19 protein-coding genes, 1 tRNA gene and 1 other RNA gene are annotated in these 21,774 nt (G+C 65.1%); 10 read left to right on the top strand and 11 right to left on the bottom strand.

Going from position 1 to position 21,774, the window contains the following annotated elements:
- Positions 1-33 precede the first annotated feature (33 nt).
- The 3 genes from AC25Z0_RS11545 to AC25Z0_RS11535 all read left to right on the top strand — a co-directional run bounded on the left by AC25Z0_RS11545 (position 34) and on the right by AC25Z0_RS11535 (position 3,962).
- Positions 34-1,755, top strand: coding sequence for an InlB B-repeat-containing protein (locus tag AC25Z0_RS11545; RefSeq protein WP_488133304.1), 1,722 nt, complete (start codon positions 34-36; stop codon positions 1,753-1,755).
- 147 nt (positions 1,756-1,902) lie between these two features.
- Positions 1,903-2,787: an alpha/beta hydrolase gene (locus AC25Z0_RS11540; protein WP_488119801.1), complete on the top strand. Its 885-nt coding sequence runs from the start codon at positions 1,903-1,905 to the stop codon at positions 2,785-2,787.
- A 395-nt stretch (positions 2,788-3,182) separates the two neighbouring features.
- The gene (locus AC25Z0_RS11535; RefSeq protein WP_488119800.1) at positions 3,183-3,962 is read left to right on the top strand and encodes an endonuclease domain-containing protein; all 780 of its coding nucleotides are present in this window, start codon (positions 3,183-3,185) and stop codon (positions 3,960-3,962) included.
- A 258-nt stretch (positions 3,963-4,220) separates the two neighbouring features.
- Here AC25Z0_RS11535 and AC25Z0_RS11530 read toward each other — a convergent pair whose 3' ends face one another.
- The 6 genes from AC25Z0_RS11530 to AC25Z0_RS11505 form a co-directional block, all read right to left on the bottom strand.
- A complete protein-coding gene (locus tag AC25Z0_RS11530; protein ID WP_488119799.1) occupies positions 4,221-5,348 on the bottom strand; it encodes an acetate/propionate family kinase in 1,128 nt (375 codons plus the stop codon).
- Positions 5,345-7,459, bottom strand: a complete 2,115-nt coding sequence (pta, locus tag AC25Z0_RS11525) for a phosphate acetyltransferase (RefSeq protein WP_488133303.1) — start codon at positions 7,457-7,459, stop codon at positions 5,345-5,347. Before pta ends, AC25Z0_RS11530 begins: the two co-directional genes overlap by 4 nt.
- A 2-nt stretch (positions 7,460-7,461) precedes the next feature.
- Positions 7,462-9,990 carry a phosphoketolase family protein gene (locus tag AC25Z0_RS11520; RefSeq protein ID WP_488119797.1) on the bottom strand — a complete coding sequence of 843 codons (2,529 nt, stop codon included), beginning with the start codon at positions 9,988-9,990 and terminating at the stop codon, positions 7,462-7,464.
- 99 nt (positions 9,991-10,089) lie between these two features.
- Positions 10,090-10,962, bottom strand: a complete 873-nt coding sequence (locus AC25Z0_RS11515; protein WP_488133302.1) for an RNA polymerase sigma-70 factor — start codon at positions 10,960-10,962, stop codon at positions 10,090-10,092.
- Complete coding sequence (locus AC25Z0_RS11510; RefSeq protein ID WP_488133301.1) at positions 10,959-11,552, bottom strand: carboxymuconolactone decarboxylase family protein; 594 nt, start codon at positions 11,550-11,552, stop codon at positions 10,959-10,961. The genes AC25Z0_RS11515 and AC25Z0_RS11510 overlap by 4 nt, the downstream gene beginning before the upstream one ends.
- Before the next feature lie 73 nt (positions 11,553-11,625).
- Positions 11,626-12,621, bottom strand: a complete 996-nt coding sequence (locus AC25Z0_RS11505; RefSeq protein WP_488133300.1) for an AraC family transcriptional regulator — start codon at positions 12,619-12,621, stop codon at positions 11,626-11,628.
- A gap of 136 nt (positions 12,622-12,757) precedes the next feature.
- Here AC25Z0_RS11505 and AC25Z0_RS11500 point away from each other — a divergent pair, with 136 nt between their 5' ends.
- Both AC25Z0_RS11500 and AC25Z0_RS11495 read left to right on the top strand, forming a co-directional pair.
- Positions 12,758-13,573, top strand: coding sequence for an NmrA family NAD(P)-binding protein (locus tag AC25Z0_RS11500; RefSeq protein WP_488133299.1), 816 nt, complete (start codon positions 12,758-12,760; stop codon positions 13,571-13,573).
- Positions 13,570-14,016: a DUF4345 domain-containing protein gene (locus AC25Z0_RS11495; RefSeq protein WP_488133298.1), complete on the top strand. Its 447-nt coding sequence runs from the start codon at positions 13,570-13,572 to the stop codon at positions 14,014-14,016. Before AC25Z0_RS11500 ends, AC25Z0_RS11495 begins: the two co-directional genes overlap by 4 nt.
- Before the next feature lie 18 nt (positions 14,017-14,034).
- Here the strand turns inward: AC25Z0_RS11495 and ffs are convergent.
- Positions 14,035-14,131, bottom strand: an RNA gene (gene ffs, locus AC25Z0_RS11490) — signal recognition particle sRNA small type.
- A 95-nt stretch (positions 14,132-14,226) separates the two neighbouring features.
- On the opposite strand from ffs, the gene AC25Z0_RS11485 reads away from it, so the two are divergent.
- The 3 genes from AC25Z0_RS11485 (at position 14,227) to AC25Z0_RS11475 (ending at position 16,251) form a co-directional block, all read left to right on the top strand.
- Complete coding sequence (locus tag AC25Z0_RS11485; protein WP_488133297.1) at positions 14,227-14,880, top strand: SDR family oxidoreductase; 654 nt, start codon at positions 14,227-14,229, stop codon at positions 14,878-14,880.
- Between the two features lie 134 nt (positions 14,881-15,014).
- A tRNA-Ser gene (locus AC25Z0_RS11480) sits at positions 15,015-15,102 on the top strand.
- 591 nt (positions 15,103-15,693) lie between these two features.
- Positions 15,694-16,251 carry a hypothetical protein gene (locus AC25Z0_RS11475; RefSeq protein ID WP_488119786.1) on the top strand — a complete coding sequence of 186 codons (558 nt, stop codon included), beginning with the start codon at positions 15,694-15,696 and terminating at the stop codon, positions 16,249-16,251.
- 33 nt (positions 16,252-16,284) lie between these two features.
- Here the strand turns inward: AC25Z0_RS11475 and AC25Z0_RS11470 are convergent, their stop codons facing one another.
- On the bottom strand, positions 16,285-18,102 hold the full coding sequence (locus tag AC25Z0_RS11470) for a helicase HerA-like domain-containing protein (protein WP_488133296.1): 1,818 nt from the start codon (positions 18,100-18,102) through the stop codon (positions 16,285-16,287).
- Positions 18,103-18,255: 153 nt separating this feature from the next.
- Between AC25Z0_RS11470 and AC25Z0_RS11465 the strand changes: the two genes are divergently transcribed.
- Together AC25Z0_RS11465 and AC25Z0_RS11460 are read left to right on the top strand one after the other, a co-directional pair.
- Positions 18,256-18,822: a DUF2243 domain-containing protein gene (locus AC25Z0_RS11465; RefSeq protein ID WP_488133295.1), complete on the top strand. Its 567-nt coding sequence runs from the start codon at positions 18,256-18,258 to the stop codon at positions 18,820-18,822.
- Complete coding sequence (locus AC25Z0_RS11460) at positions 18,815-19,609, top strand: cytochrome c oxidase assembly protein (RefSeq protein WP_488133294.1); 795 nt, start codon at positions 18,815-18,817, stop codon at positions 19,607-19,609. Before AC25Z0_RS11465 ends, AC25Z0_RS11460 begins: the two co-directional genes overlap by 8 nt.
- Positions 19,610-19,626: 17 nt before the next feature.
- Here the strand turns inward: AC25Z0_RS11460 and menC are convergent, their stop codons facing one another.
- The 3 genes from menC to AC25Z0_RS11445 are packed head-to-tail and all read right to left on the bottom strand — an operon-like array spanning position 19,627 to position 21,719.
- Positions 19,627-20,769, bottom strand: a complete 1,143-nt coding sequence (gene menC, locus AC25Z0_RS11455; RefSeq protein ID WP_488119782.1) for an o-succinylbenzoate synthase — start codon at positions 20,767-20,769, stop codon at positions 19,627-19,629.
- The gene (locus AC25Z0_RS11450) at positions 20,759-21,568 is read right to left on the bottom strand and encodes a hypothetical protein (RefSeq protein ID WP_488119781.1); all 810 of its coding nucleotides are present in this window, start codon (positions 21,566-21,568) and stop codon (positions 20,759-20,761) included. Before AC25Z0_RS11450 ends, menC begins: the two co-directional genes overlap by 11 nt.
- Positions 21,558-21,719 (bottom strand): hypothetical protein, encoded by a 162-nt coding sequence (locus tag AC25Z0_RS11445; RefSeq protein WP_488119780.1) that lies wholly within the window; start codon positions 21,717-21,719, stop codon positions 21,558-21,560. The genes AC25Z0_RS11450 and AC25Z0_RS11445 overlap by 11 nt, the downstream gene beginning before the upstream one ends.
- Positions 21,720-21,774: the final 55 nt, after the last annotated feature.

The following is a 21,774-nucleotide window of genomic DNA, read 5'->3' as shown; positions in this document are numbered from 1 at the left end:
GCGATCGACTCTTGACGCTATGGAGACAACTGAATGGCTGATTGGACGACGAATCCGTTCCGGTTCGCCGACCGTCGCCAACACGTTCACACCGCGTCCCGCGCCGAAGCGGCTCCCCTCAGGGCGGCCGCTGCGCTGGCCGTGGTGACGGGCCTCATCCTCTGCCTCGCATCCGTTCTCGTGCCAGCGAGTCCAGCCAGTGCCGAAACGCTCACGCAGACAACGCTCGCCCAGGCATCTCCTGAGGTGTCTCCCCTTGCTGCACCTGCTGCTGCTGCTGCTGCTGCTGCTGCTGCTGCTGCTGCTGCGCCAACATCATCGACGCCTTCCCCGACAGCCGTGACCACCGCAGCTCAGTTGACGGATGCCGTCGCAGCGTCAACCAGCTCCGGTTCAGCTATTCGGTTGGACGCCGACATCATCGGTGGTGCCCTGTTCGTGCCGCAGGATGCATCCGTTGTCGTTGACCTGAACGGCCACAGTCTTACTGCCAGTGGCGACTCTGGCCAGGCCGCCATCGGCGTTCCAGCCGGCGCAACGCTCAGCCTGTCAGGGGCTGGCACCCTGGTCATTCCGCACGGCGATGCCCTGGTCGTTTCGCAGGGGGCGACCGTCGTGAACACCGCGAGCATCTCGCTGGGCGGCGGCATCCAGAACGCCGGTGTTTTCGACAACCGTGGGCGCCTTACGCCCGTCGCCGCTGTCGGCGCTGTCGGCGCTGTCGGCGCTGTCGGCACTGCCGGCACTGTTGGCGCCGGCGTTGTGCAGAATGCCGGCGTGCTCCTGAACTCGGGAACGATCGACCCAGGCATCACGCTGGCCGGCGACAACGCAGTTCTCCGATTTCACGCTGTCGGCCTCGATGACGTCCCTGCGCTCCTGACGCTCTATGCCGAGCGGGCGGCAGCGGCTGTGCTGCCGACATCCGTTCAGGATGCCGCGCGCACCGGATTCGTCTTCGCCCGCGTCGGACACTCGGCGAGTTGGCGCACCACATCCGACGGCGTTGGTTCCGGGAGCAGCGGCGGAGTCGGCGGCGGACTCGGTGGCGGGCCACTCTGGGACCCGGGTGCTCCGGTCGCCGGCGATCTGGACCTCTACGCCGAGTGGACGCTGGACAACCACACCGTCACCTTTATCGGTCTGGGCAGCGCTGCCATCGCGACGCTGATTGTCGACTACGGCAGTACAGCGCCCCTGCCGGCCGACCCAACGCGGGCGGGCTTCGTCTTCGCGGGTTGGAGCATCCGCTCGGCCGACGGAACTGACGTGGCCTGGGATCCAACCACTGCTGTCACCGGAGACCTCACCCTGCGGGCCATCTGGGCGCCGGCCACTCACACCGTCAGCTTCGACAGCCGCGGCGGCAGCGCCATCCAGGCGCAGATCGTTGGCTACGGCGAGCGCGTCCGGATCCCGGTGGATCCCACCCTGATAGGCCACACATTTGCCGGTTGGTACACGTCGGTGACTGCTGGGCAGGACACTCGGTGGGATGCCGCTTCGCCCGTGCTCGGCAACCTCGCTCTCTTCGCCCACTGGGAGCCGGGGCAGAGCGCCCTGCCGAGCGCGCTCATCACCACGCGCTCGTGGCCGGCCAGCGCCAGCGCTGACGACTCGCCAGCCCTCGCCGCGCCTGAGGTGGTCGTGACGCCTGCCGGATCCCTCGACGCGGGTTTTCCGTGGTGGGCGATCGGCCTGGTAGCCGCGGGTGCCGTCGGCATGAGCCTGATCCCGCGTCGCAACGAGAGCTAACCGCCGCGAGCTGCTGCCCGAACATGACGCCATGCGACAAGAAAATTCTCGCGTGGCGGCATCCGCTGGGCGTATTCTCTGCAACACGCTGCGCTACCCACGCCGCGCCTTATCGTTCTGCGCCACCTGAGAGAACAGAGGACAAGAATGAGCTCCACCGAACCAGCTCCCGTCCTCGCCGACTGGGAGCTCACCGAAATTGAGAAGGCGAACGCGTCAGGGCTGGTTCCTGTCGTTTTCGTTCATGGATTGTGGCTGCTCTCCAGCAGCTGGAAGAAGTGGCGGGACCTGTTCGAAGAGAACGGATACGCCACTCTGGCTCCCGGTTGGCCGGATGACCCAGACACCGTCGCGGAAGCGCGCGAACACCCCGAGGTTTTCGCCCACAAGATGGTGCAGCAGGTGACCGACCACTACCTGGCCGCGATCCGGCTGCTCGATCAGGCCCCGGTCGTGATCGGACACTCCTTCGGCGGACTCATCGCCCAGAAGATTGCGGGCGAAGGAGTCGCGGCCGCCACCGTGTCGATCAACAATGCCCCGTTCAAGGGCGTCTTGCCGCTGCCGCTCTCTGCCCTGAAATCGTCATCGCCGATTCTCGGCAACCCGACGAACATCGGCAAGGGCGTCGCCTTGACCTTCGACCAGTTCACGTACGGCTGGGCGAACAACCTGGACGAAGACGAGGCCCGCGAGCTGTTCGACACGTACCACGTGCCAGCGGCGGGAGCCCCGCTGTTCCAGGCGGCAACGGCGAATTTCAATCCGTTCGGCGGTGAAACCAGGGTCGACTCCAAGAACCCCGACCGCGGACCTTTGCTGATCATCGGCAGCGAGAACGACAACACGGTGCCACCGGCAATCACGAATGCCAGCTACAAGATCCAGGCCAAGAATCCCGGCGTCACCGTCGAGATCATCATTCCAGGACGCGGTCACTCGCTCACCATCGACAGCGGCTGGAAGGAAGTCGCCGACGAGGCGCTGGCCTTCGTGCAGGAGTACGCTCCGGCCGAGCAGATCACGACGTAGTTCTCCGTGAACCCGGTGCTGCGGGTGCAGTTGCACCCGCAGCACCGGAACCAGCAGCAGCAGCGCCAGCAGCAGTTCGAGCGGAGTTTTTTGCGAAACGCCGGTCAGATGTGGCAGAAACACCCGGCGTTTCACATTTTCTCCGCCTGAACGGATGCTCGTTCTCCACCTGAGCGGATGCGCGCGCAGCCTCGACCGTCTCGTGGCATATCCCGACCGGTGCACACCGCGTCCTCCCCCGCACCTGCTCCTCGTCCCTTCTCCCCCGTTCTTCGGTCGTCACGCTGTCGCGAGCCACGATGGCCGAACGTTGCCAGATGTTTCCAGTCACCCGTGCGCTCTGCGCAAACGGTCATGTTGCATCCACCAGCGAGCTGTTTCGAGTTGGAATTCCGGTGGAACATCTTCGTGCCGCGGTAGATGCTGGGGTCATCATCCGGGCCGTTCGGGGCCACTATGTCTGCGCGCACGCGGATGCGAACCGGCGGCTGGCGGCATCCGTCCCTGCCAGGATTACCTGCGTCAGCGCCCTCGCAATGGCGGGGGTCTGGGCCGGAACCGACAGGACGCTGCACCTGCAACGAACGCCGCACGGGCATGTAGCCGCCGAGCTGGCCAGCGCCCAGACGATTCACTGGTCTGAACCGCGATTCCGCGATCGCCGGGAGCGCTCCTGGCTCGTGAGCCCGATGGGCGCGGTCTGGCAGAGCATCCATTGCCTCGACGAAGAGCATGCCATCGCATGTCTGGAATCCGCCGTGAGCGAGGGGTTTCTTACGCGCCGTGAAGTGAATCAGATCTGCAGGGTGGCGCCTCGACGACTCGCGGCAGGCATCCGCGAACTGGAGTTCACGTCGGACTCTGGGCAGGAGACCATCGTGCGGCGACGCCTCAGACACCGGGGATTTCGCGTCATGGCCCAGGTTCCCGTCGGCCCGTATGTCGAGGATCTCATCGTGGAAGATTGCGTTGCCATCGAGACTGATGGAAAAAAGTGGCATGGCGCTGATCGATTCCATCCGGATCGCAATCGCGACGCATTCTGTGAACGGCTGGGGCTCCGTACGCTTCGGCTGACCCAGCAGATGATCCTGCACGACTGGGGCGCCACGCTCAGCACCATTGAGCGGATGGTTCAGGATGCCGGGTCTGAGCGCAATCGCCGAGGGCTGTGACCGCTCGCGCCAAGACTGCCGCATCCGTTCGCCGAAGGTCGCCGCATCCGCTCTATCGCGCTCGCCGGATCGCGCTCCTTGGCAAGCGTTCAGGCGGAGTTTTTGCGACTCGCCGCCTCTAAGCGCCACTCAAGCGCGGCGTGTTGCATTTTCTCCGCTCGAACCGATCGCAGCAGCTCATCCTGCAATCCGCCGGGCTGCCCAAGCGCCTGCGCGCCTGAGCGCCTGAATGCCGGGCCGCCAGCCAGCCCGCCCGCGCTAGGCCGTCACCGACAGCGTCTGCCTCGCGATTTCCAGCTCTTCGTTCGTCGGAATCACCATCACCGTGACGGGCGCCCCGTCTGGCGAGATGATCCGCTCCTTCTTCGAGGCGAGTTCGTTGCGATCTGGGTCGATGAAGATACCGAGGTGCTCGAGTCCCGCGAGCGCGCGGCGGCGCAGCAGCGCGTTGTTCTCACCGACACCGGCCGTGAAGACCAGCGCGTCGAGCCCGCCCAGCTGCGCGTAATAGGCGCCGATGTAGTGACGGATGCGATGACGCCAGACCCGCAAGGCCAGCTCGGCATTCTCGTCACCGTCGTTGGCAGCCCCCTGCACATCGCGCATATCGCCCGTGCCGGTGAGGCCGAGGAGGCCGCTGCGGCGGTTCAGCATGGTGTCGATCTCGTTGACGGTCATACCGGCCGCGCGGCTGAGGTGGGCGACGACGGCGGGGTCGATGTCGCCGGAGCGCGTGCCCATCACGAGTCCCTGCAGCGGGGTCAACCCCATGGAGGTGTCGATCGACTTGCCACCGTCCACCGCCGTCGCCGATGCACCGTTGCCGAGGTGCAGCACGATCGTGCGCACGTCTGCGAGCGGCTTCTTCAGCAGCGTGGCGGCCAACTCTGACACGTACTTGACCGACGTGCCGTGGAAGCCATAGCGGCGCACCTTGTACTGCTCGGCGAGTTCGCGGTCGATGGCATACGTGTAGGCATCCGGTGCCAGGGTCTGGTGGAATGCGGTGTCGAACACGGCGACGTGCGGCACATCGGGCAGGGCCTTCTTCGCCGCACGGATGCCGAGCAGGTTGGCCGGGTTGTGCAGGGGCGCGAGCCGCGAGAGCGCGTCGATCTCCGACTCGACCTCCGGCGTGATGAGCGTTGGCCCGTCGAACTCGCTGCCGCCGTGCACGACGCGATGCCCGACGGCCACGATGTCGCGGCTCAGGTCACCCAGCTTGGCCAGCACAATGCTCATGCCGAACTCATGGTCGGGGATCGACGATCCCGGCTCGCCGATCCGCTCAATCAAGCCGCTCAGGAGCGGTTTCTGTGCCCGGGGATTGATCAGCTGGTACTTGATCGACGACGAACCGGAGTTGACGACGAATACAGCCTTCACGCCTGGTCCTCGCTCGCGGCCTGGATCGCGGTGATCGCAACGGTGTTGACGATGTCCTGCACCAGCGCTCCGCGCGACAGGTCGTTGATGGGCTTGCGGAGACCCTGCAGGATCGGTCCGATCGCCACGGCGCCCGCCGACCGCTGCACAGCCTTGTACGTGTTGTTCCCGGTGTTCAGGTCGGGGAAGATGAACACCGTTGCGCGGCCGGCGACCTTGGAGTCTGGCATCTTTGTGGCGGCGACCGCGGCATCCGCTGCCGCGTCGTACTGGATCGGGCCTTCGACGAGCAGGTCTGGGCGGCGAGAGCGCACCAGGGCGGTGGCCTCCCGCACCTTTTCGACGTCGGCGCCCGTGCCGGACTCCCCCGTCGAATACGACAGCATGGCCACGCGCGGCTCGATGCCGAACTGTTCGGCCGTTGCGCTCGACGAGATGGCGATGTCGGCGAGCTCTGATGCGTTGGGCGTCGGGATGACCGCGCAGTCGCCGTAGACCAGCACCCGGTCTTGCAATGCCATGAGGAAGACACTCGACACGACATCGACGTGTGGCTTGGTCTTGATGATCTCGAAGGCCGGACGGATGGTGTGCGCCGTGGTGTGCACAGCGCCTGACACCATGCCGTCGGCGAGGCCAAGGTGCACCATCATCGTGCCGAAGTACGACACGTCGCTCACCTGGTCGCGCGCCTGCTCAATCGTGACGCCCTTGTGGGCGCGGAGCCGCGCGTACTCCACCGCGAACTTGTGGCTGAGCACGGCGTCGTGCGGCGACAGCACCTGGGCGCGGCTGATATCGAGCCCCAGTTCGATGGCACGCGAGTGCACCTCGAATGGTTCGCCGAGAATCGTCAGTTCGGCTACCTCACGGGCGAGCAGCGTGTGGGCGGCGCGCAGCACGCGGTCGTCGTCGCCTTCAGGCAACACGATGTGTTTGCGGGCCTGGCGAGCACGTTCGAGCAGCCCGTGCTCGAACATGAGCGGCGTGACAACGTCGGTGCGGGCCAGGTGCAAGAGGTCCAGCAATTCGGATGCGTTCACGTGCTTCTCGAAGAGCGCCAGCGCTGCATCATACTTGCGCTGCGAATCGGCGGCGAGGCGTCCGCGCGTGCGCGTGATCGCGACAATGGTTTCGTAGGTGCCGAGCTCGGTGCGGATGATCGGCAGTGACTGTGGCAGCCCGTCGAGCAGGCGTTCAACAGGCTCTGGCAGGTCGAAGCCGCCGTTCAGGATGACGCCGGCGATCGACGGGAACGTGCCTGAGCTTTGCGCCATCATGACGGCGAGCAGCACCTCTGTGCGGTCGCCGGCCACGACGAGAACCGCGCCCTGGATGAGTCGGGGCAGCACGTTGACCATGCTCATGCCGGCCACCACAACGCCAAGCGCCTCACGGGTGAGCAGCGCCGGGTCACCCTTCAGCAGGCTTCCGTTCGTGGCCCGCATGATCGAGTCCATGCTTGGTGCGATCAGGTACGGGTCTTCGGGAATCACCCAGACCGGCACACCTGGCTTGGCGTCGAGAATGGCAGAGCGGATGCCGTCGAGTTGCGTCGCTTCGACGCGGTTCGCGATGACGGCCACGAGTGTGGCGTGGGCTGAACGCAGCTCAAGCAGCGCCAGCTCGGCGATGTCGTTCATCTGGGTGGCGCTGCGCGGGTCGGCCTGGCCGAGGCGTTCGCCTGAACCCTGCTCAGCGCGTCCGCCGAGCACCAGCAGCACAGGGGCGCCGAGGTTGGCCGCGATGCGGGCGTTGTAGCCGAGCTCTGTCGGGCTGCCGACATCCGTGTAATCAGACCCGACGATCACGACGGCGTCGCACTGGGCCTCGACGAGCTTGTAGCGCTCGACGATACGCGACAGCGCAGCCTCAGCGTCATGGTGCACGTCGTCATAGCTGACGCCGATGCACTCGTCGTACTCGAGGTGAACACTGTCGTGGCCGAGCAACAGCTCGACCACGTAGTCCGGTTCGGCGGTGGATCGCGCGATCGGCCGGAACACTCCCACCCGCTTAACCTGATGCGCAAGCGTGTCGAGAGTTCCGAGCGCGATGGTTGACTTGCCGGTGTGCCCCTCAGCGGAGGTGATGTAGATGCTACGTGCCACAGCTATACGTTATCGCCGCCGGTCGAATCGAAGCTGAGCGCGCCGCGCGCCGTCGGATCCCATGCCCAATCTGCGACCTCCGGAATGTCTTCGCCGTGGTCGCGGGTGTACTGCCTGGCGCGCAGCCGGGCATCCTGCATCTCCTGGCGGAGAGCTCCGGTGCGGGTGGCGAGGCCAGGCACCCGATCGATCACGTCGATCACCAGGTGGTACCGGTCGAGGTCGTTCAGCATCACCATGTCGAACGGCGTTGTCGTCGTGCCGTTCTCCTTGTACCCGCGGGCGTGGATGTTCGCGTGCCCGTTGCGCTTGTACGTGAGGCGATGGATGAGCCACGGGTAGCCGTGGTACGCGAAAATGATGGGCGAATCCGTCGTGAAGACCGCGTCGAACTCATGGTCGGTCATGCCGTGCGGGTGATCGTCGTTCGACTGCAGCCGCATGAGGTCGACCACGTTCACCACGCGCACCAGCAGGTCGGGGATCCGCTCACGCAGGATCGAGGCAGCGGCCAGCACCTCATAGGTCGGGACGTCGCCTGCTGCCGCGAGCACGACATCCGGTTCGAGCCCTGGCATCTCTGTGCCAGCCCAGTCGAAGATGCCGACGCCGCGCGTGCAGTGCGCGATCGCCTCGTCCATGGTGAGCCAGTTCGGGGCTGGCTGCTTGCCGGCGACGACAACGTTGACGTAGTCGACGGAGCGCAGGCAGTGATCGTAGGTCGACAGCAGCGTGTTGGCGTCGAACGGCAGGTACACCCGCACGACCTCTGCGCTCTTGTTGACGACGTGGTCGATGAAGCCGGGGTCCTGGTGGCTGAAGCCGTTGTGGTCCTGCCGCCAGACATGCGAACTCAGCAGGTAGTTGAGGCTTGCGATCGGCCGACGCCACGGGATCTCCCGCGTCACCTTCAGCCACTTCGCGTGCTGGTTGAACATCGAGTCGATGATGTGGATGAAGGCTTCGTAGCAGTTGAACATGCCGTGGCGCCCCGTCAGCAGGTAGCCCTCCAGCCACCCCTGGCACTGGTGCTCCGACAGCATCTCCATGACCTGGCCGACGCGAGCAAGATGCTCGTCGATGGGCCAGATCGCGCCATCGAACTGCTTGTCTGTCGTCTGGTACACGGCAGGAGCCAGACGATTGGATGCCGTTTCATCCGGCCCGAAGATGCGGAAATTATCCGGGTTCAAGCGGATGACGTCGGCCAGCCACCCGCCGAGCACCCGCGTCGCCTCGTCGGTGGTCGCGCCCGGTTTCGGCACGTCAACGGCGTAGTCGCGGAAGTCGGGCAGCCGCAGGTCACGTCGGAGCAGGCCGCCGTTGGCGATGGGATTGGCGCTCATCCGGAGGTCGCCGACCGGCGCGAGCTGCGTGATGAGATCGACCGGCGCACCATCGTCGTCGAAGAGTTCGTCTGGCCGGTAGCTCTGCAGCCAGCCCTCCAGGATGCGCGTGTGCGCTTCGGTGTCGCGCGCATTCGCGAGCGGAACCTGGTGGGCGCGCCACGTGTTCTCAACGGGCAGCCCGTCGATGACGGCAGGGCAGGTCCAGCCTTTCGGCGTGCGCAGGATGATCATGGGCCAGCGCGGATGGGTGGCGATTGGCTCACCGGCCCTGGCCTGTCGCTTGATCTCGGCGATCTCGTTGAGCACGGTGTCGAGCACGGCGGCCATCCGCTCGTGGACCAGCATCGGATCTTCGCCGTCGAACCCCCCTGAAACCAGGTGCGGCTTGTGTCCATAGCCGCGCATGAGGTCGAGAAGTTCTTCCTCTGGGATGCGCGCCAGCACGGTGGGGTTGGCGATCTTGTACCCGTTCAGGTGCAGGATCGGCAGCACGACGCCGTCCTGGAGCGGGTCGACGAACTTGTTGGAGTGCCAGCTGGTGGCCAGCGGACCGGTCTCTGCCTCGCCGTCGCCCACGACGGCCGCCACCAGGAGGTCTGGATTGTCGAAGGCTGCGCCATAGGCGTGGCTGAGCGCGTAGCCGAGCTCACCGCCCTCGTGGATGGACCCCGGTGTCTCTGGCGATGCGTGGCTCGGGATGCCGCCGGGGAAGGAGAACTGCCGGAAGAGGCGGGTGAGACCGTGCACGCTCTGGTCGATGTCGGAGTAGACCTCGCTGTACGTGCCGTCGAGGTACCCGTTGGCCACCATGCCGGGTCCACCATGGCCGGGGCCTGCGATGTAGATGGTGTTGAGGTCGCGCTCCTGGATGGCACGGTTCAGGTGCGCATAGACGAAGTTGAGGCCGGGCGTCGTTCCCCAGTGCCCGAGCAGGCGCGGCTTGATGTGGTCGCGGCTGAGCGGCTCGCGCAGCAGGGGGTTCGCGAGCAGGTAAATCTGGCCGATGGAGAGATAGTTCGCTGCGCGCCACCAGGCATCAACGCTGGCGAGCGCCTCGGGGGAAAGCCCTACGGCTTCTCGGCTCGGCCACTCGTTGCGCGGGTGACCTTCGGTGCGGGCTAGACCGCCTTTATGCGGTGCCTTCGATGTGCTGCTCGAGTTGATGCCGGACGATTCGACCATCGGTGCCTCCACGCTCAGTAGTTTGGGGCGTCAGCTTGCACCCTCACTCTACGCGGGGGCCCTCTGCGACCGGCAGGGGTGTGTGTGAACAGTGTTCGGCTAGCGGGCAAGCGCCGCTTCCGCGTCGAGCCGTGCCAGCTTCTGTGGATTGACCATCGAGTAGAGCCGGGTGATCCGGCCGTTCTCGACGGTCAGGCTGACCGCGGCGACGAGTTCGCCGCCGAGCTCGAATCGGGCGCCGTGCGCGCCGTTGAGCCACACCGGCGAGCCAACGAGCGGCGTGGGCAGTTTGGCCATTCCTCCGAAGAGGAAGGTGACAAGTCGTTCTGCGCCGATGATCGGGCGCCGCGCGGCACCCACACGTCCCCCGCCGTCGGCGACCAGCACGACATCTGGCGCGAGCACCTCCATGAAGCCCTGCACATCGCCGGTGTTGATGGCAGTGATGAACCGTTCGACCACCCGTTTCTGTTCTGCCTGCTCCACCGAAACGCGCGGACGACGTGCCGCCACGTGATCTTTCGCCCTGTGGGCGATCTGGCGCACGGCCGCCGTCGTCTTGCCGACGGCCTCAGCGATCTCGTCGTATGGCACATCGAAGACCTCGCGCAACACGAACACGGCACGCTCCACTGGGCCGAGTGTTTCAAGCACGGTGAGCATGGCGATCGACACGCTCTCGGCGAGCTCCACGTCGTCGGCGACATCCGGGCTCGTGAGCAGCGGCTCAGGCAGCCACTCGCCCACATATGCCTCGCGTCGCCGTGACACGGTGCGCACATGGTTAAGCGCTTGACGCGTCACAATCCGTACCAGGTAGGGGCGCGCATCCTGCACATGTTCGTGGTCGACCGCTGCCCAGCGCAGCCAGGACTCCTGCAGTACGTCTTCGGCGTCGGCCGCTGAGCCGAGCATCTCGTAGGCGACAGTGAAGAGCAGGCTGCGGTGAGCGACAAACGGATCCTCTGTCATGCCGTGGAGCCTACGTCTGTCGAGCGGCGGGCGAGCGGCTCCAGACCGCAGGAATCCGAGAATTCCGCCGAGTGGATGCCGAGGGCGATGTTCATGCGCGCTGACAAGTTCATGGACCCGACCCTGGCGGCAAGCTCGACCACGGCCGGAGCTCCCAACTCGGCGAGCAGTTCGTCTGACAGTGCGTCGGTGACGGCCGGCGGGGTCTGGCTCATCGCCTCTGCGTACTCCATGACCCGGCGCTCAAGCGGGGTGAACAGTTCAGACTCGCGCCATGCTGGTACCTCGCGCGCCTTGGCCTCATCGAGCCCATGGCTGTGGGCCATGAAGTAGTGGAGGTCGAGGCAGAAGCTGCACCCGACGGTGGCGGCTGCTGCCATGTTGGCGAGCGACGCGAGGTTCGGGTCGAGTCGATCCCACTTCTCGGTCTTGCGACCGAAGCCCATCATGTCCTTCAACACCGCGGGGTGATGCCACAGCACCCCGAGCGAGTCTGGGACCTTGCCGAGCATCTTCTTACTCAGGATCTTCACGAGCCCTCCGTACAGGCCCGTGATCTCGGTTGCCGGAATTCTCGAGTTGTCAGTCATGATGTCTCCTCCATCGGTGTCGTATGCCTTTCACATGAAGACACCGACCGGGAGACGGATGTGACATCAGCCGCTACTGCACACCATTCACACGAGGAAGACCAGGGATGATCGCATGGTTCATCCGACGGACGGCACCCGGTGTCGCGCCGTGATGGCGCTTGAATGCACGGTTGAATGACGCCTCAGAGGTGTAGCCGACTCGACGTGAGATTGAACCGATCGAGTCGGTGGTGCGCGTCAGCTCCGAATGCGCCTGCTGTAGCCGCCACCCGGCGAGGTAGCGCATCGGAGGCTCTCCGACGAGGGTCGTGAACCGCTCTGCGAAGGCGGAGCGCGACATGTTGACCTGCCGCGCGAGTTCCACGAGGGTCCAGTCGTGGCCCGGCTTGTCGTGCATGCGACCGAGCGCGTGACCCACCTGTGGATCGCGAAGGGCAGTGAGCCATCCGCTCGCCGCCGTGTCAGTCGTGCGCAACCACCAGCGCAGCACCTGGATGACCAGTACATCTGCCAGCCTCGTCATCACGGCCTCACCGCCGGGCTGGTTGCCCTCCGCCTCTCGGGCGAGCATCCGCAACACAGCCTGGAACGTGCCAGCCTCTGTGTCATCCCAGGCGTCGACGCGAATGAGGCCAGGCAGTTCCTCGATCAGGCGAGCGGTGAGGGGAGCATCGACCTGCATCGCGGCATAGGCGATCTGGGTGCGTTCACCGCCACCGCCGAAGCGCATGTGCTCGTATTTCTCGCTGACCTGCTCGACGGGGATATCGAAGAGCGGCGTGCTCGCGGCATCCGCTGCGCTCAGGAGCCTATGAGGCACTGCCCGGGGAATGAGTGCTGCGCTCCCGGCTTCGAGCGCATGGCGCTCACCGTCGATTTCGAGGATGCAGCGGCCGGCGAGCACGACCGGAAGCATCATGTACCCATCGAGCGCGGGGAACTCAACGCCCCAGGGTGCGGAGAGTTCGGCGCGGCAGTACAGCGCCCCCGTGAACCGCAGGAGGTGGAGTCCGTCGCCGAGCTGATCACCGGCGCCCTGGCTGCCGGGGTTGCGGGGATTGACCATGCGTCCACTGTGACATGCCGAACGGCCAGGCGTCCCAACTGCTGGACGATCAGCACAGAGATACGAACTTCTGGCGATTGTACGTCCGACGCGTCACCGCGAAGGTGGACGCATGAAGAACGAAAGGGAGTCCACCATGACCTCAACAATTGCCGTGATCGGTGCCACCGGAAAGACCGGGCGCCGCATCGCAGATCTGCTCGACGAACGAGGACACGCGGTGCGCCGCCTGTCCCGCGAGACCACCCCCGCGTTCGATTGGGAGAAGCCGGAGGGGTGGCCACAGGCCCTTCGCGGCGTCGACCGGCTCTACGTCGCATACGTGCCAGACCTCGCAGCTCCTGGATCGGACCTCGCCATCACCCGCCTAACCGAGGTCGCACGCGACGCCGGCGTGCAGCGCATCGTCATGCTCTCCGGCAGGGGCGAAGACGGAGCGCGTCGGTGCGAAGACATCCTGTTCGCCTCCGGGATCCCAGCGACCGTCGTGCGTGCGAGCTGGTTCATCCAGAACTTCACCGAGGGTGCACTGAGCGACGCCGCCCAGACCGGAGTGCTCGCGCTTCCGGCTGGAAACGTGCGGGAGCCGTTCATCGACGTCGACGACATCGCCGACGTGGCGGTGGAAGCGCTCACCGGAGACGGCCATGACGGCCGCCTCTATGAGGTGACAGGTCCGCAGCTGTTGACGTTCGCCGATGTGGCGACGCTGTTGTCAGAGATCAGTGGGCGCAACGTCGACTACGTGCCCATGGGATTCGACGACTTCCATGCGGCCGTCGCCGCCGAGCAGGGGCCGGAGGTCGCGACGCTGCTCACAGAGCTCTGCCGTGAGGTGTTCGACGGTCGCAACGAGAGCACCACCGATGGCGTCGCCCAAGCGATCGGCCGCGGTCCGCGCGACGCGCGCGCCGTGCTCACCGAAGCAGCCTTGGCGGGGGCCTGGGCATGAGCACCGGCAGGCTTCGCCGAATCGTGCTGCTCCTCGCTGGCCTCACGCTGGTTGCCATCGGAGCTGGTGCGGCGTTCGCACCCGACGCGTTCTACAGCAGCTACGGCATCGCGCTTGCCGGTGACACCGATCTGACGAGCGAGCTGCGCGCCGCAGGGCTGGCGTTGCTTCTGCTGGGCGCGACCGTTGTCGCGGGGGCATTCCTGGCACGGTTGACAACAGCTGCAGCACTCATCGGTGCCGTTGTGCTGCTCGCGTACGCCGGCGGCCGTGCTCTCTCCTGGGCGGTCGATGGCACTCCGTCGACGGCGCTTGCCCTGGCCGGTGCCGTCGAACTTGCGCTGGGCGCTGCGTGCCTCTGGGTGCTGATGCGGCCTGTCTCGCACGGGCCAAGCGCCTCGCTGAAACGCACCGCCGAAACTTCGACCACGAATGGGAGTTGACCACGAACGGGAGTTAACGATAAAGACTCCCCGCGCACCCGCCAGAGCCCGGTTACCCTTGCTACGTTTCCGTCCTGGGGGAGTTGGCCTGGATGGCGCCACGCGGGGAGCCATGAACCATACTAATCGAACTCTGCGCACCGCGCGATCCACGAGGTCAGCTTGCACCTTTGCTGGTGCGGGCGTTCACTGGAGTCGGAGGTATCACCCATGAGAATCGCCATTGCAGGTGGGCACGGCAAGATCGCGCTGCTCCTCGAAAAACAATTGTCAGACGCCGGCCACCAGGCTGTTGCCCTGATTCGCAACCCTGAGCATGCCACCGACGTGCTGGTCGCTGGAGGGATACCGGTGCAGATCGACCTTGAGGCCATCGACGCAGCAACGCTTGCGACCGATTTACAGGGCGTTGAAGCGGTTGTTTTTGCAGCGGGCGCAGGTCCGGGGAGCACAGCAGAGCGAAAACTGACCGTCGACCGTGACGCCGCGATACTGCTGGCCGATGCGGCAGAGGCGGCGGGCATCCGTCGCTACGTGCTGGTCTCAGCGATGTCGGCCGATGACTTCGACCCGGACTCTGACGACGTGTTCCAGGTCTACTTGAAGGCTAAGAGCGAAGCGGATGCCAACGTGCGGGGCCGCAGCCTCGACTGGACGATCGTGCGCCCTGGGAGCCTCACCGACGATCCGGCAACCGGCACCGTGAATCTCGCGGCGTCGACCGGTCGCGGCAGCATCCCTCGAGCGGATGTCGCTGCCCTCCTCGCCGACCTCCTCGTGACCGGGGAAGCCGTGCGCACGCAGTTCGAGGCGATCAGCGGCGAGGTTCCGGTGCGGGACGCCGTTGCGGCTCTCACCAGTTGACCCGCGTTCGCGATCGACGCGCATACCGGCCGAGTTGCCCGTATTTTCGGCCGCTCGCCTCGAGGTGGCACGAGCACCCTCTCCGACCGGGTAAGATTCTTTGAGGTCGTTGTCCTTCGGGGTACGACTCAGTTGGAGAATTCGCCTAGTGGCCTATGGCGCACGCTTGGAAAGCGTGTTGGGTGAAAGCCCTCGGGGGTTCGAATCCCCCATTCTCCGCCAAAGAAAGAAGAGCCAGGCCGAAGGTCGGGCTCTTCTTTCTTTTAACAGGAATTGTGATTCGAGGAGGAGTGAGGGCGGAGCCCGAACGACGGGGTCCCCCATTCTCCGCCAACAACGTAACGCCCGGCCTCAGGTCGGGCGTTATGTCGTTAACAGGATTGTGATTCGAGGCGACTCGAGGGCGCAGCCGCAGTTTTGCGTGATTTGTTGCTTAACGACTGAACGTTGTCCAAAATAGGCCACATCAGCGCTGTGACAGGCTTCCAGCGGACGGGCTAGCTCGATGAGTGCGACCCAAGAACCGCCGCAATGACACACCCCCCAAAGTGTGGCTATGACGCATGCGCAAAGTGGGGCAGACTCGGGGGGTACACCATCGTTCTGCCCCCGATTGTTGGGGCAGACTCGGGGGTGTTTGATACCGCAGCGCAGCGCTCAACGCGGTAGCTTTCACTAAATACATAAAATCCTGGCGCTGGGGAGCGTCAGGCGCCTGCAGTTGCAGGTGATTTCATCGTCAGATTTTCTAGGTCAATTGCGTTGGGGGAACATCCCCGCCTTGCCCTGAATGAATTGAGCTAAGGGGTCAGGGTGTTGTTCGAGGGGGCACAGCGTGCGACGGAGTTACGTCCGCTTGGGCACCTCTTCAAGCAGGGCCTGACTGCCGTTCTGGCGTTCTTCGTTCCCCTGTTCGCCGTGCTCTATTGGCTCACCATTCCTCGCGGGCTCTGGCTCCCCGTCGCTATCGTGCAGGTCATTGCGGCGTCGTGCATCTTCTACGCCATCTACTCGCACCAACATCTCAAGATCGTCGTCTCGCCCATCGGGTTCACCGAGCGTGGGTTCTTCGGACGCACGACGCGATACTCGGCTGCCGCCGTCGACAGCATCATGATGGTTGAGTTGTACCAGAGCGACACCCTCGACACCCATACCAATCTCTTCGTCAGGAAGTCAGACGGCACCGTGGCCCTCCGCATGCGCGGACAGTTCTGGGCACTGGCCGACATGGAAACGGTCATCGACGTGCTGGCCGCGCCCATCATCCGTGTCGAAGAACCCGTCACCCTGCGCGACCTCAACCGCACGAGTCCTGAGCTGTTGTACTGGTTTGAGCGCCGCCCCGTCGGAACCCGCGCGGCCCGCTGAGGCCAGCCGAACGACAGTCCCCGAGAGCTGACGCTAGCGCCGGCGCCTCGTTCCGAAGATTCCTGCGACGACACCCGTGAGAATGGTCTTCGTCACCGACGATCCGAGCACTTGTTCGACCACGGATTTCTGCGGCTGCGACCGGGTACGTGCGCGCGAGGTACCCGTGGTCTCCTTCATCAGTCGGTCGTATTCGGCCTGCGCCTTCTTCTCCGCCGCGGTCTGTTGGGTTGCGCCTGAGGCACGTGCTGATTCTCTGGCCGACTCAGCTTCGTTGGCCGCCTCCAGCTTCTCGGCGAGCATCTCCCTGGCCGATTCGCGGTCGATGGGCGTGCCGTACTTCGCGAACAGGGGCGAGGCATGGGCAGTCTTCTCGATCTGCTCCGCCGCCGTCGGCACCATCGACCCTTGCGGTGCCCGCAACCGGGTCCAGGCGACCGGGCTCGGCGCGCCCTTCTCGTTCATCACCGTCACAATCGCCTCGCCGGTGCCGAGCGTTGTCAGCACCTCAGCGAGGTCATAGCCGGAGTTGGGGTACGTCGATACCGTCTGGCGCAGCGCCTGCGCGTCGTCGGGGGTGAACGCCCGCAGTTGGTGCTGAACCCGCGACCCGAGCTGCGACAGCACGTCGGCCGGCACATCCTTCGGCGTCTGCGTCACGAAGAAGATGCCCACTCCCTTTGAACGGATGAGACGCACGGTCTGCGTGATCGACGCCAGGAAATCCTTCGACGCGTCCTTGAACAGCAGGTGGGCCTCATCGAAGAAGAACACCAGCTTGGGCTTGTCGAGGTCACCGACCTCCGGCAGGTCGTTGTAGAGGTCGGCGAGCAGCCACATGAGGAAGGACGAGTACAGTGCTGGCTTGTCCTGCACGCCTGGCACCTCGAGCAGGCTGACCACTCCCCTGCCGTCGGGCGTCTGGGCGAGGAATTCAGCGGTGTCGATCTCGGGTTCGCCGAAGAAGACATCCGCCCCCTGGTCGGCGAACGTGATGAGCTCGCGCAGGATCACCCCCACCGTCGCGCTGGAGAGGCCGCCGAGTTCGGTGAGCTCGCCCTTGCCCTCCGGGCTGATCAGGAAGCTCAGCACAGCGCGCAGGTCGGTGAGGTCGAGCAGCGGAAGCCCAGCTTTGTCTGCGTAGTGGAAGACCAGGCCAAGGCTCGACTCCTGGGTGTCGTTCAGGCCGAGCACCTTGGAGAGGAGCAGCGGCCCGAAGCCGGCGACCGTCGCCCTGATGGGTATCCCGGTGCCGATGCCGCCGAGGGAGAAGTACTCGGTGGGCGTCGCGACGGGCTGCCAGTTCTGCCCGATCTCCTGCGTACGCGCCAGAAGCTTGTCATTCGGGGTGCCGGCTGTTGCGATGCCGGAGAGGTCGCCCTTGATGTCGGCCGCAAACACCGCGACGCCGTTGGCCGAGAGCTGCTCTGCCAGCACCTGCAGCGTCTTGGTCTTGCCCGTTCCAGTGGCTCCGGCCACCAGGCCGTGCCGGTTGGTCATGGCCAGCGGGATACGAATGGGCACGTCAGGTCTGGCCTCGCCGTTGACCAGGGCACCCATTTCAAGGGCGGGCGCATCGAAGGCGTAGCCGGCGCGGATGGCGTCGACATGGCTGTCGTCGAGCGGGCCGCCACTGGCTGAAGCGGATGCCGCACTCGGCTCAGCGGCGGCCGGCTGCGCCGCCTGCGTGGCCCGTGCCAGCGCTTCGGCATGCGTGGCAGCGGCAACGGCTGCCTCCTGCGCCCGCTTGACCGCCGCCTCCGCATCGGCCTGCGCCTGTTTGGCTGCGGCGAGGGCGGCATCCGCCTCTGCCTGTGCTGCTGCTACCGGATCCACGTCGCTGGGGCTCATGGCCAGAAGTGTAGGCCGCGTGCTCACCCGGTACTAGGCACAGGCCGATTTCGCTCGTTCGTCCTTGAGCGCACGAGCCGTCAGGAGCACGCTGGAGGTATAGACAACGTCTCCACGATTGGCCGGCGCCTACGAGGTGAAGCGAGGATACGCATGACCAGCGATACACGTGCAGAACACGCTGCCAGTACGGAAGCTCGGCGGCTCTACCGAGGCCGAAACCTCGTCTCCGGCCTGCTGCTTGGCGTGGGAGTCGCAGCGTTCATCGACGAAACTGTGTTCCACCAATTGCTTCACTGGCATCACTTCTACGACAGGTCAACGCCGGATGTCGGACTCGTCTCTGACGGAATCTTCCACGCCTTCGGGTGGTTCGCCATGGTCGGCGCCCTGTTTCTGCTCGCGGACCTGTTTCGTCGGCATGCCGTGTGGTGGACACGATGGTGGGGAGGCGTTCTTCTTGGCGCAGGGATCTTCCAGCTCTATGACGGGACGATCCAGCACAAAGTGATGGGATTGCACCAGATCAGGTACGACGTTGATCTCCTCCCCTACGACCTGACCTGGAACATCCTCGCCGGCATCATGATCGTCATCGGCCTCATCCTGGTGATTCGGACACGTCACTCGGCTGCGACGACTGTGCCAGCACCTCCCCCACCTGCACCTGCACCTGCACCTGCACCTGCACCTGCACCTGCACCTGAGAACCTTGCCTAACCACGCACCGGGCAATCCCGCAATCCTGGGTGTCGTGCTGAGCCTGGGGATGGTGCTCGTCGCGCTCGCCTATGTCGCGCCCGCAATTCGAAATCGCAGGCGTCGACCATGGCCCTTGTACCGGTCGGCGCTGTGGATAGGCGGCGTGCTCGCTGTGTGGGTTGCCACCGTCGGACCCATCGCCGATGCGAGCCATGAGAATTTCAGCGCCCATATGGTCGGGCATCTCCTTCTGGGAATGCTGGCGCCGCTTCTGCTGGTGCTCGCTGCCCCCATAACGCTCGCACTTCGCACCCTCGACGTTGTACCCGCACGACGACTCTCTGCGGTCCTCAGGTCACCGCTGGTTCGCTTCTTCACGCATCCGATCGTCGCAACGGTGCTGAACATGGGAGGGCTGTGGGCCCTCTATACGACGGCGCTCTACCCGGCCATGCACGACAACGCACTGCTCCTGTTCGTCGTGCACATCCACGTCTTCGTCGCCGGCTACCTGTTCACTGTGTCCATGATCAGTGTGGATCCCGCTCCGCACCGTTCTGGCTACCTCTATCGGGCCATCGTCCTGGTCATTGCCTTGGCCGGGCACGACATCCTGGCCAAGTACCTGTATGTGCATCCGCCTGCCGGGGTTCCTGCGCCCCAGGCGGAGATCGGAAGCATGATCATGTACTACGGCGGCGACGTTATCGATCTCGTCGTGATTGTCGTGTTCTGCAGCCAATGGTTCGCAGCAACCCGACCGAAGCCGCCCAGGGTTGCTCTGCCGAGCGCGAGTTCAGTCTGAAGGCGCGAGCCGGAAACCTATCGGCCGCGCAGCAGTTCGATGGGCGTTGCCAGCGCCCAGTCGCGCACGAGGCCCTGCCGCACGGTCACCCCTGTGCCCGGCCCTGTCGGCACGCGCAACTGACCCGTGTGCTCACCGTCGCCGAGCACGAAGGGCTCCTCGATGAGGTCCTCGGCGAAGTACCGGTCAGATGCAGAGGTATCGCCGGGCAGCGTGAAGCCAGGCAGCGCGGCGAGCGCCACATTCGCAGCCCTGCCGATACCGGTCTCCAGCATTCCGCCGCACCACACAGGTACCTCAAGCGCCTGGCATACGTCGTGAATGCGCACCGCTTCCTGGTACCCGCCGACGCGGCCCGGCTTGATGTTGATCACCGATGTCGCCCCACGCTCGATCGCGTCAATGGCCACGTCGACGTTCACGATCGACTCGTCGAGACAGACCGGCGTCGCGATGGCCCGCGCCAACACGGCGTGCGCTGCGATGTCTTCTTCGACGAACGGCTGCTCGATCAGGAGTAACCCGTAGGCGTCGAGCTCGCGCAGGTGGTCGATGTCTTCGACGGTGTACGCGGTGTTCGCGTCGACCTGGAGTGGGACATCCGCCCCAATGAGAACGCGCACGGCGGCGACCGGCTCGAGGTCCCAGCCCGGCTTGATCTTCAGCTTGATGCGCCGGTAGCCGGCCTCGACGTAACCAGACACCTCGTCGAGCAACGTGTCGAGGTCTGGGCTGATGCCCACAGACACTCCGCAGTCGACCCAGTCGGCTGTGGCGCCCAGATACGTGCCCATGGAGATTCCGGATGCCCGCAGCTCTGCGTCGAGGATCGCCGCCTCCAGCGACGCCTTGGCCATGCGGTGCCCCACTACGAACGTCAGCAGGCCAGCGATGCTCTCCGCTGTGATGTCATCGGCGGCCAGCAACGCTGGGGCCAGGTAGTGGCGAATGACGTGTTCGCATCCGTCGACGTACTCAGAGCTGTACAGCGGTCCCTCCCCCGCAACGCACTCTCCCCAGCCTTCGGTCTCAGCGCCGGCCGTGCGTCCGCGCACGTGAACGAGGAGCACCACCCTGGCGACCTGCCGGCCGAACGAGGTCTCGAAGGGGCGCACGAGTGGCATCGCTACGCGGTGCAGGGTGATCGATTCAAGCTTCACGCGGGGTTCCGTCCGGAGGGTCGGTGGTGAGCACAGGGTCGCTGGTGAGCACGTAGTCGTTGATGGCATTCAATTCGGGGCGCAGGCCGACCAGGAAGGCGTCGGTGAAGACGGTACGCGACTGCTGGCGCATGGCGGCGGCGGTCTCTGGCTCTGCGACGCGCAGCTGCTCGAAGTCGGGAGCAAGCTCGAAGCCTGCTGTCGGCGTCCAATTCGGCGGGGCAACACCGGTCAGGGCGTTGTTCACCCGGGGAGAGGCCAGATTCCAGCGCACTTCGAAGCGGTCGCTATGGTCGTTGCCCGTAATGGCATCGTCGAGCTGCCCATAGAAATCGGGCAGGAATCGCACAACCTCGGCGCCCAGCTTCACCAGGTTGAAATGGGCGTTGCGACGGATGAGCGGGTCGAACGTCCACCGCATGTCGGTGACACCGTGCTCGAGGCAGAGTGCCCGCTGAAACAGTTTGATGGCGTAGCCGACGCCACCGCTTCGCCGCCACGGCACCACCGCAGCCATATGGGAGTGCAGATGGACGCCGTCGTTCCAGCCGAGGAACCCAAGCGCCGCCCCGACGGGCCGGCCCTCTGCGACAGCAATGAGCACGGTGTTGCCTGCGTAGTCGAGCGCGAGAAGCAACGAGCGGTCTGGGCTGCGTCCGAGCCCCCACGTTCGTTCGAATAGTCCAACGACGGCGTTCATGTCACCCGGTTCGGCCATCCGCACGCTCACCCCTGCCGCCTCAGCAGCAGCATCTGCCTGGCGGTATGCGGCGCGCACGAGTTCGGGGTCAACGCTCATGCATTGAGTAGACCACATCGGTCGGCCACCACGCAGCACCAGAATTGTCATCGGCAGAGGTGCCGCTGTCGTTGTCGCGGTCATTGTCGTTGTCGCTCGCCATCACAGCTGAGACCTGTTCACTCGGCTGCGATGGCGAGACACCGATCAACGGACAAGTCTTCTGCCCCCCACGTATAGCTAATGCCCTCAGGCATCCATCGTCC

The organism is Leifsonia sp. Y862 (assembly GCF_057669585.1).
The sequence above is the reverse complement of the archived record's forward strand: the minus strand, read 5'-3'. Positions and strand labels throughout refer to the sequence as shown.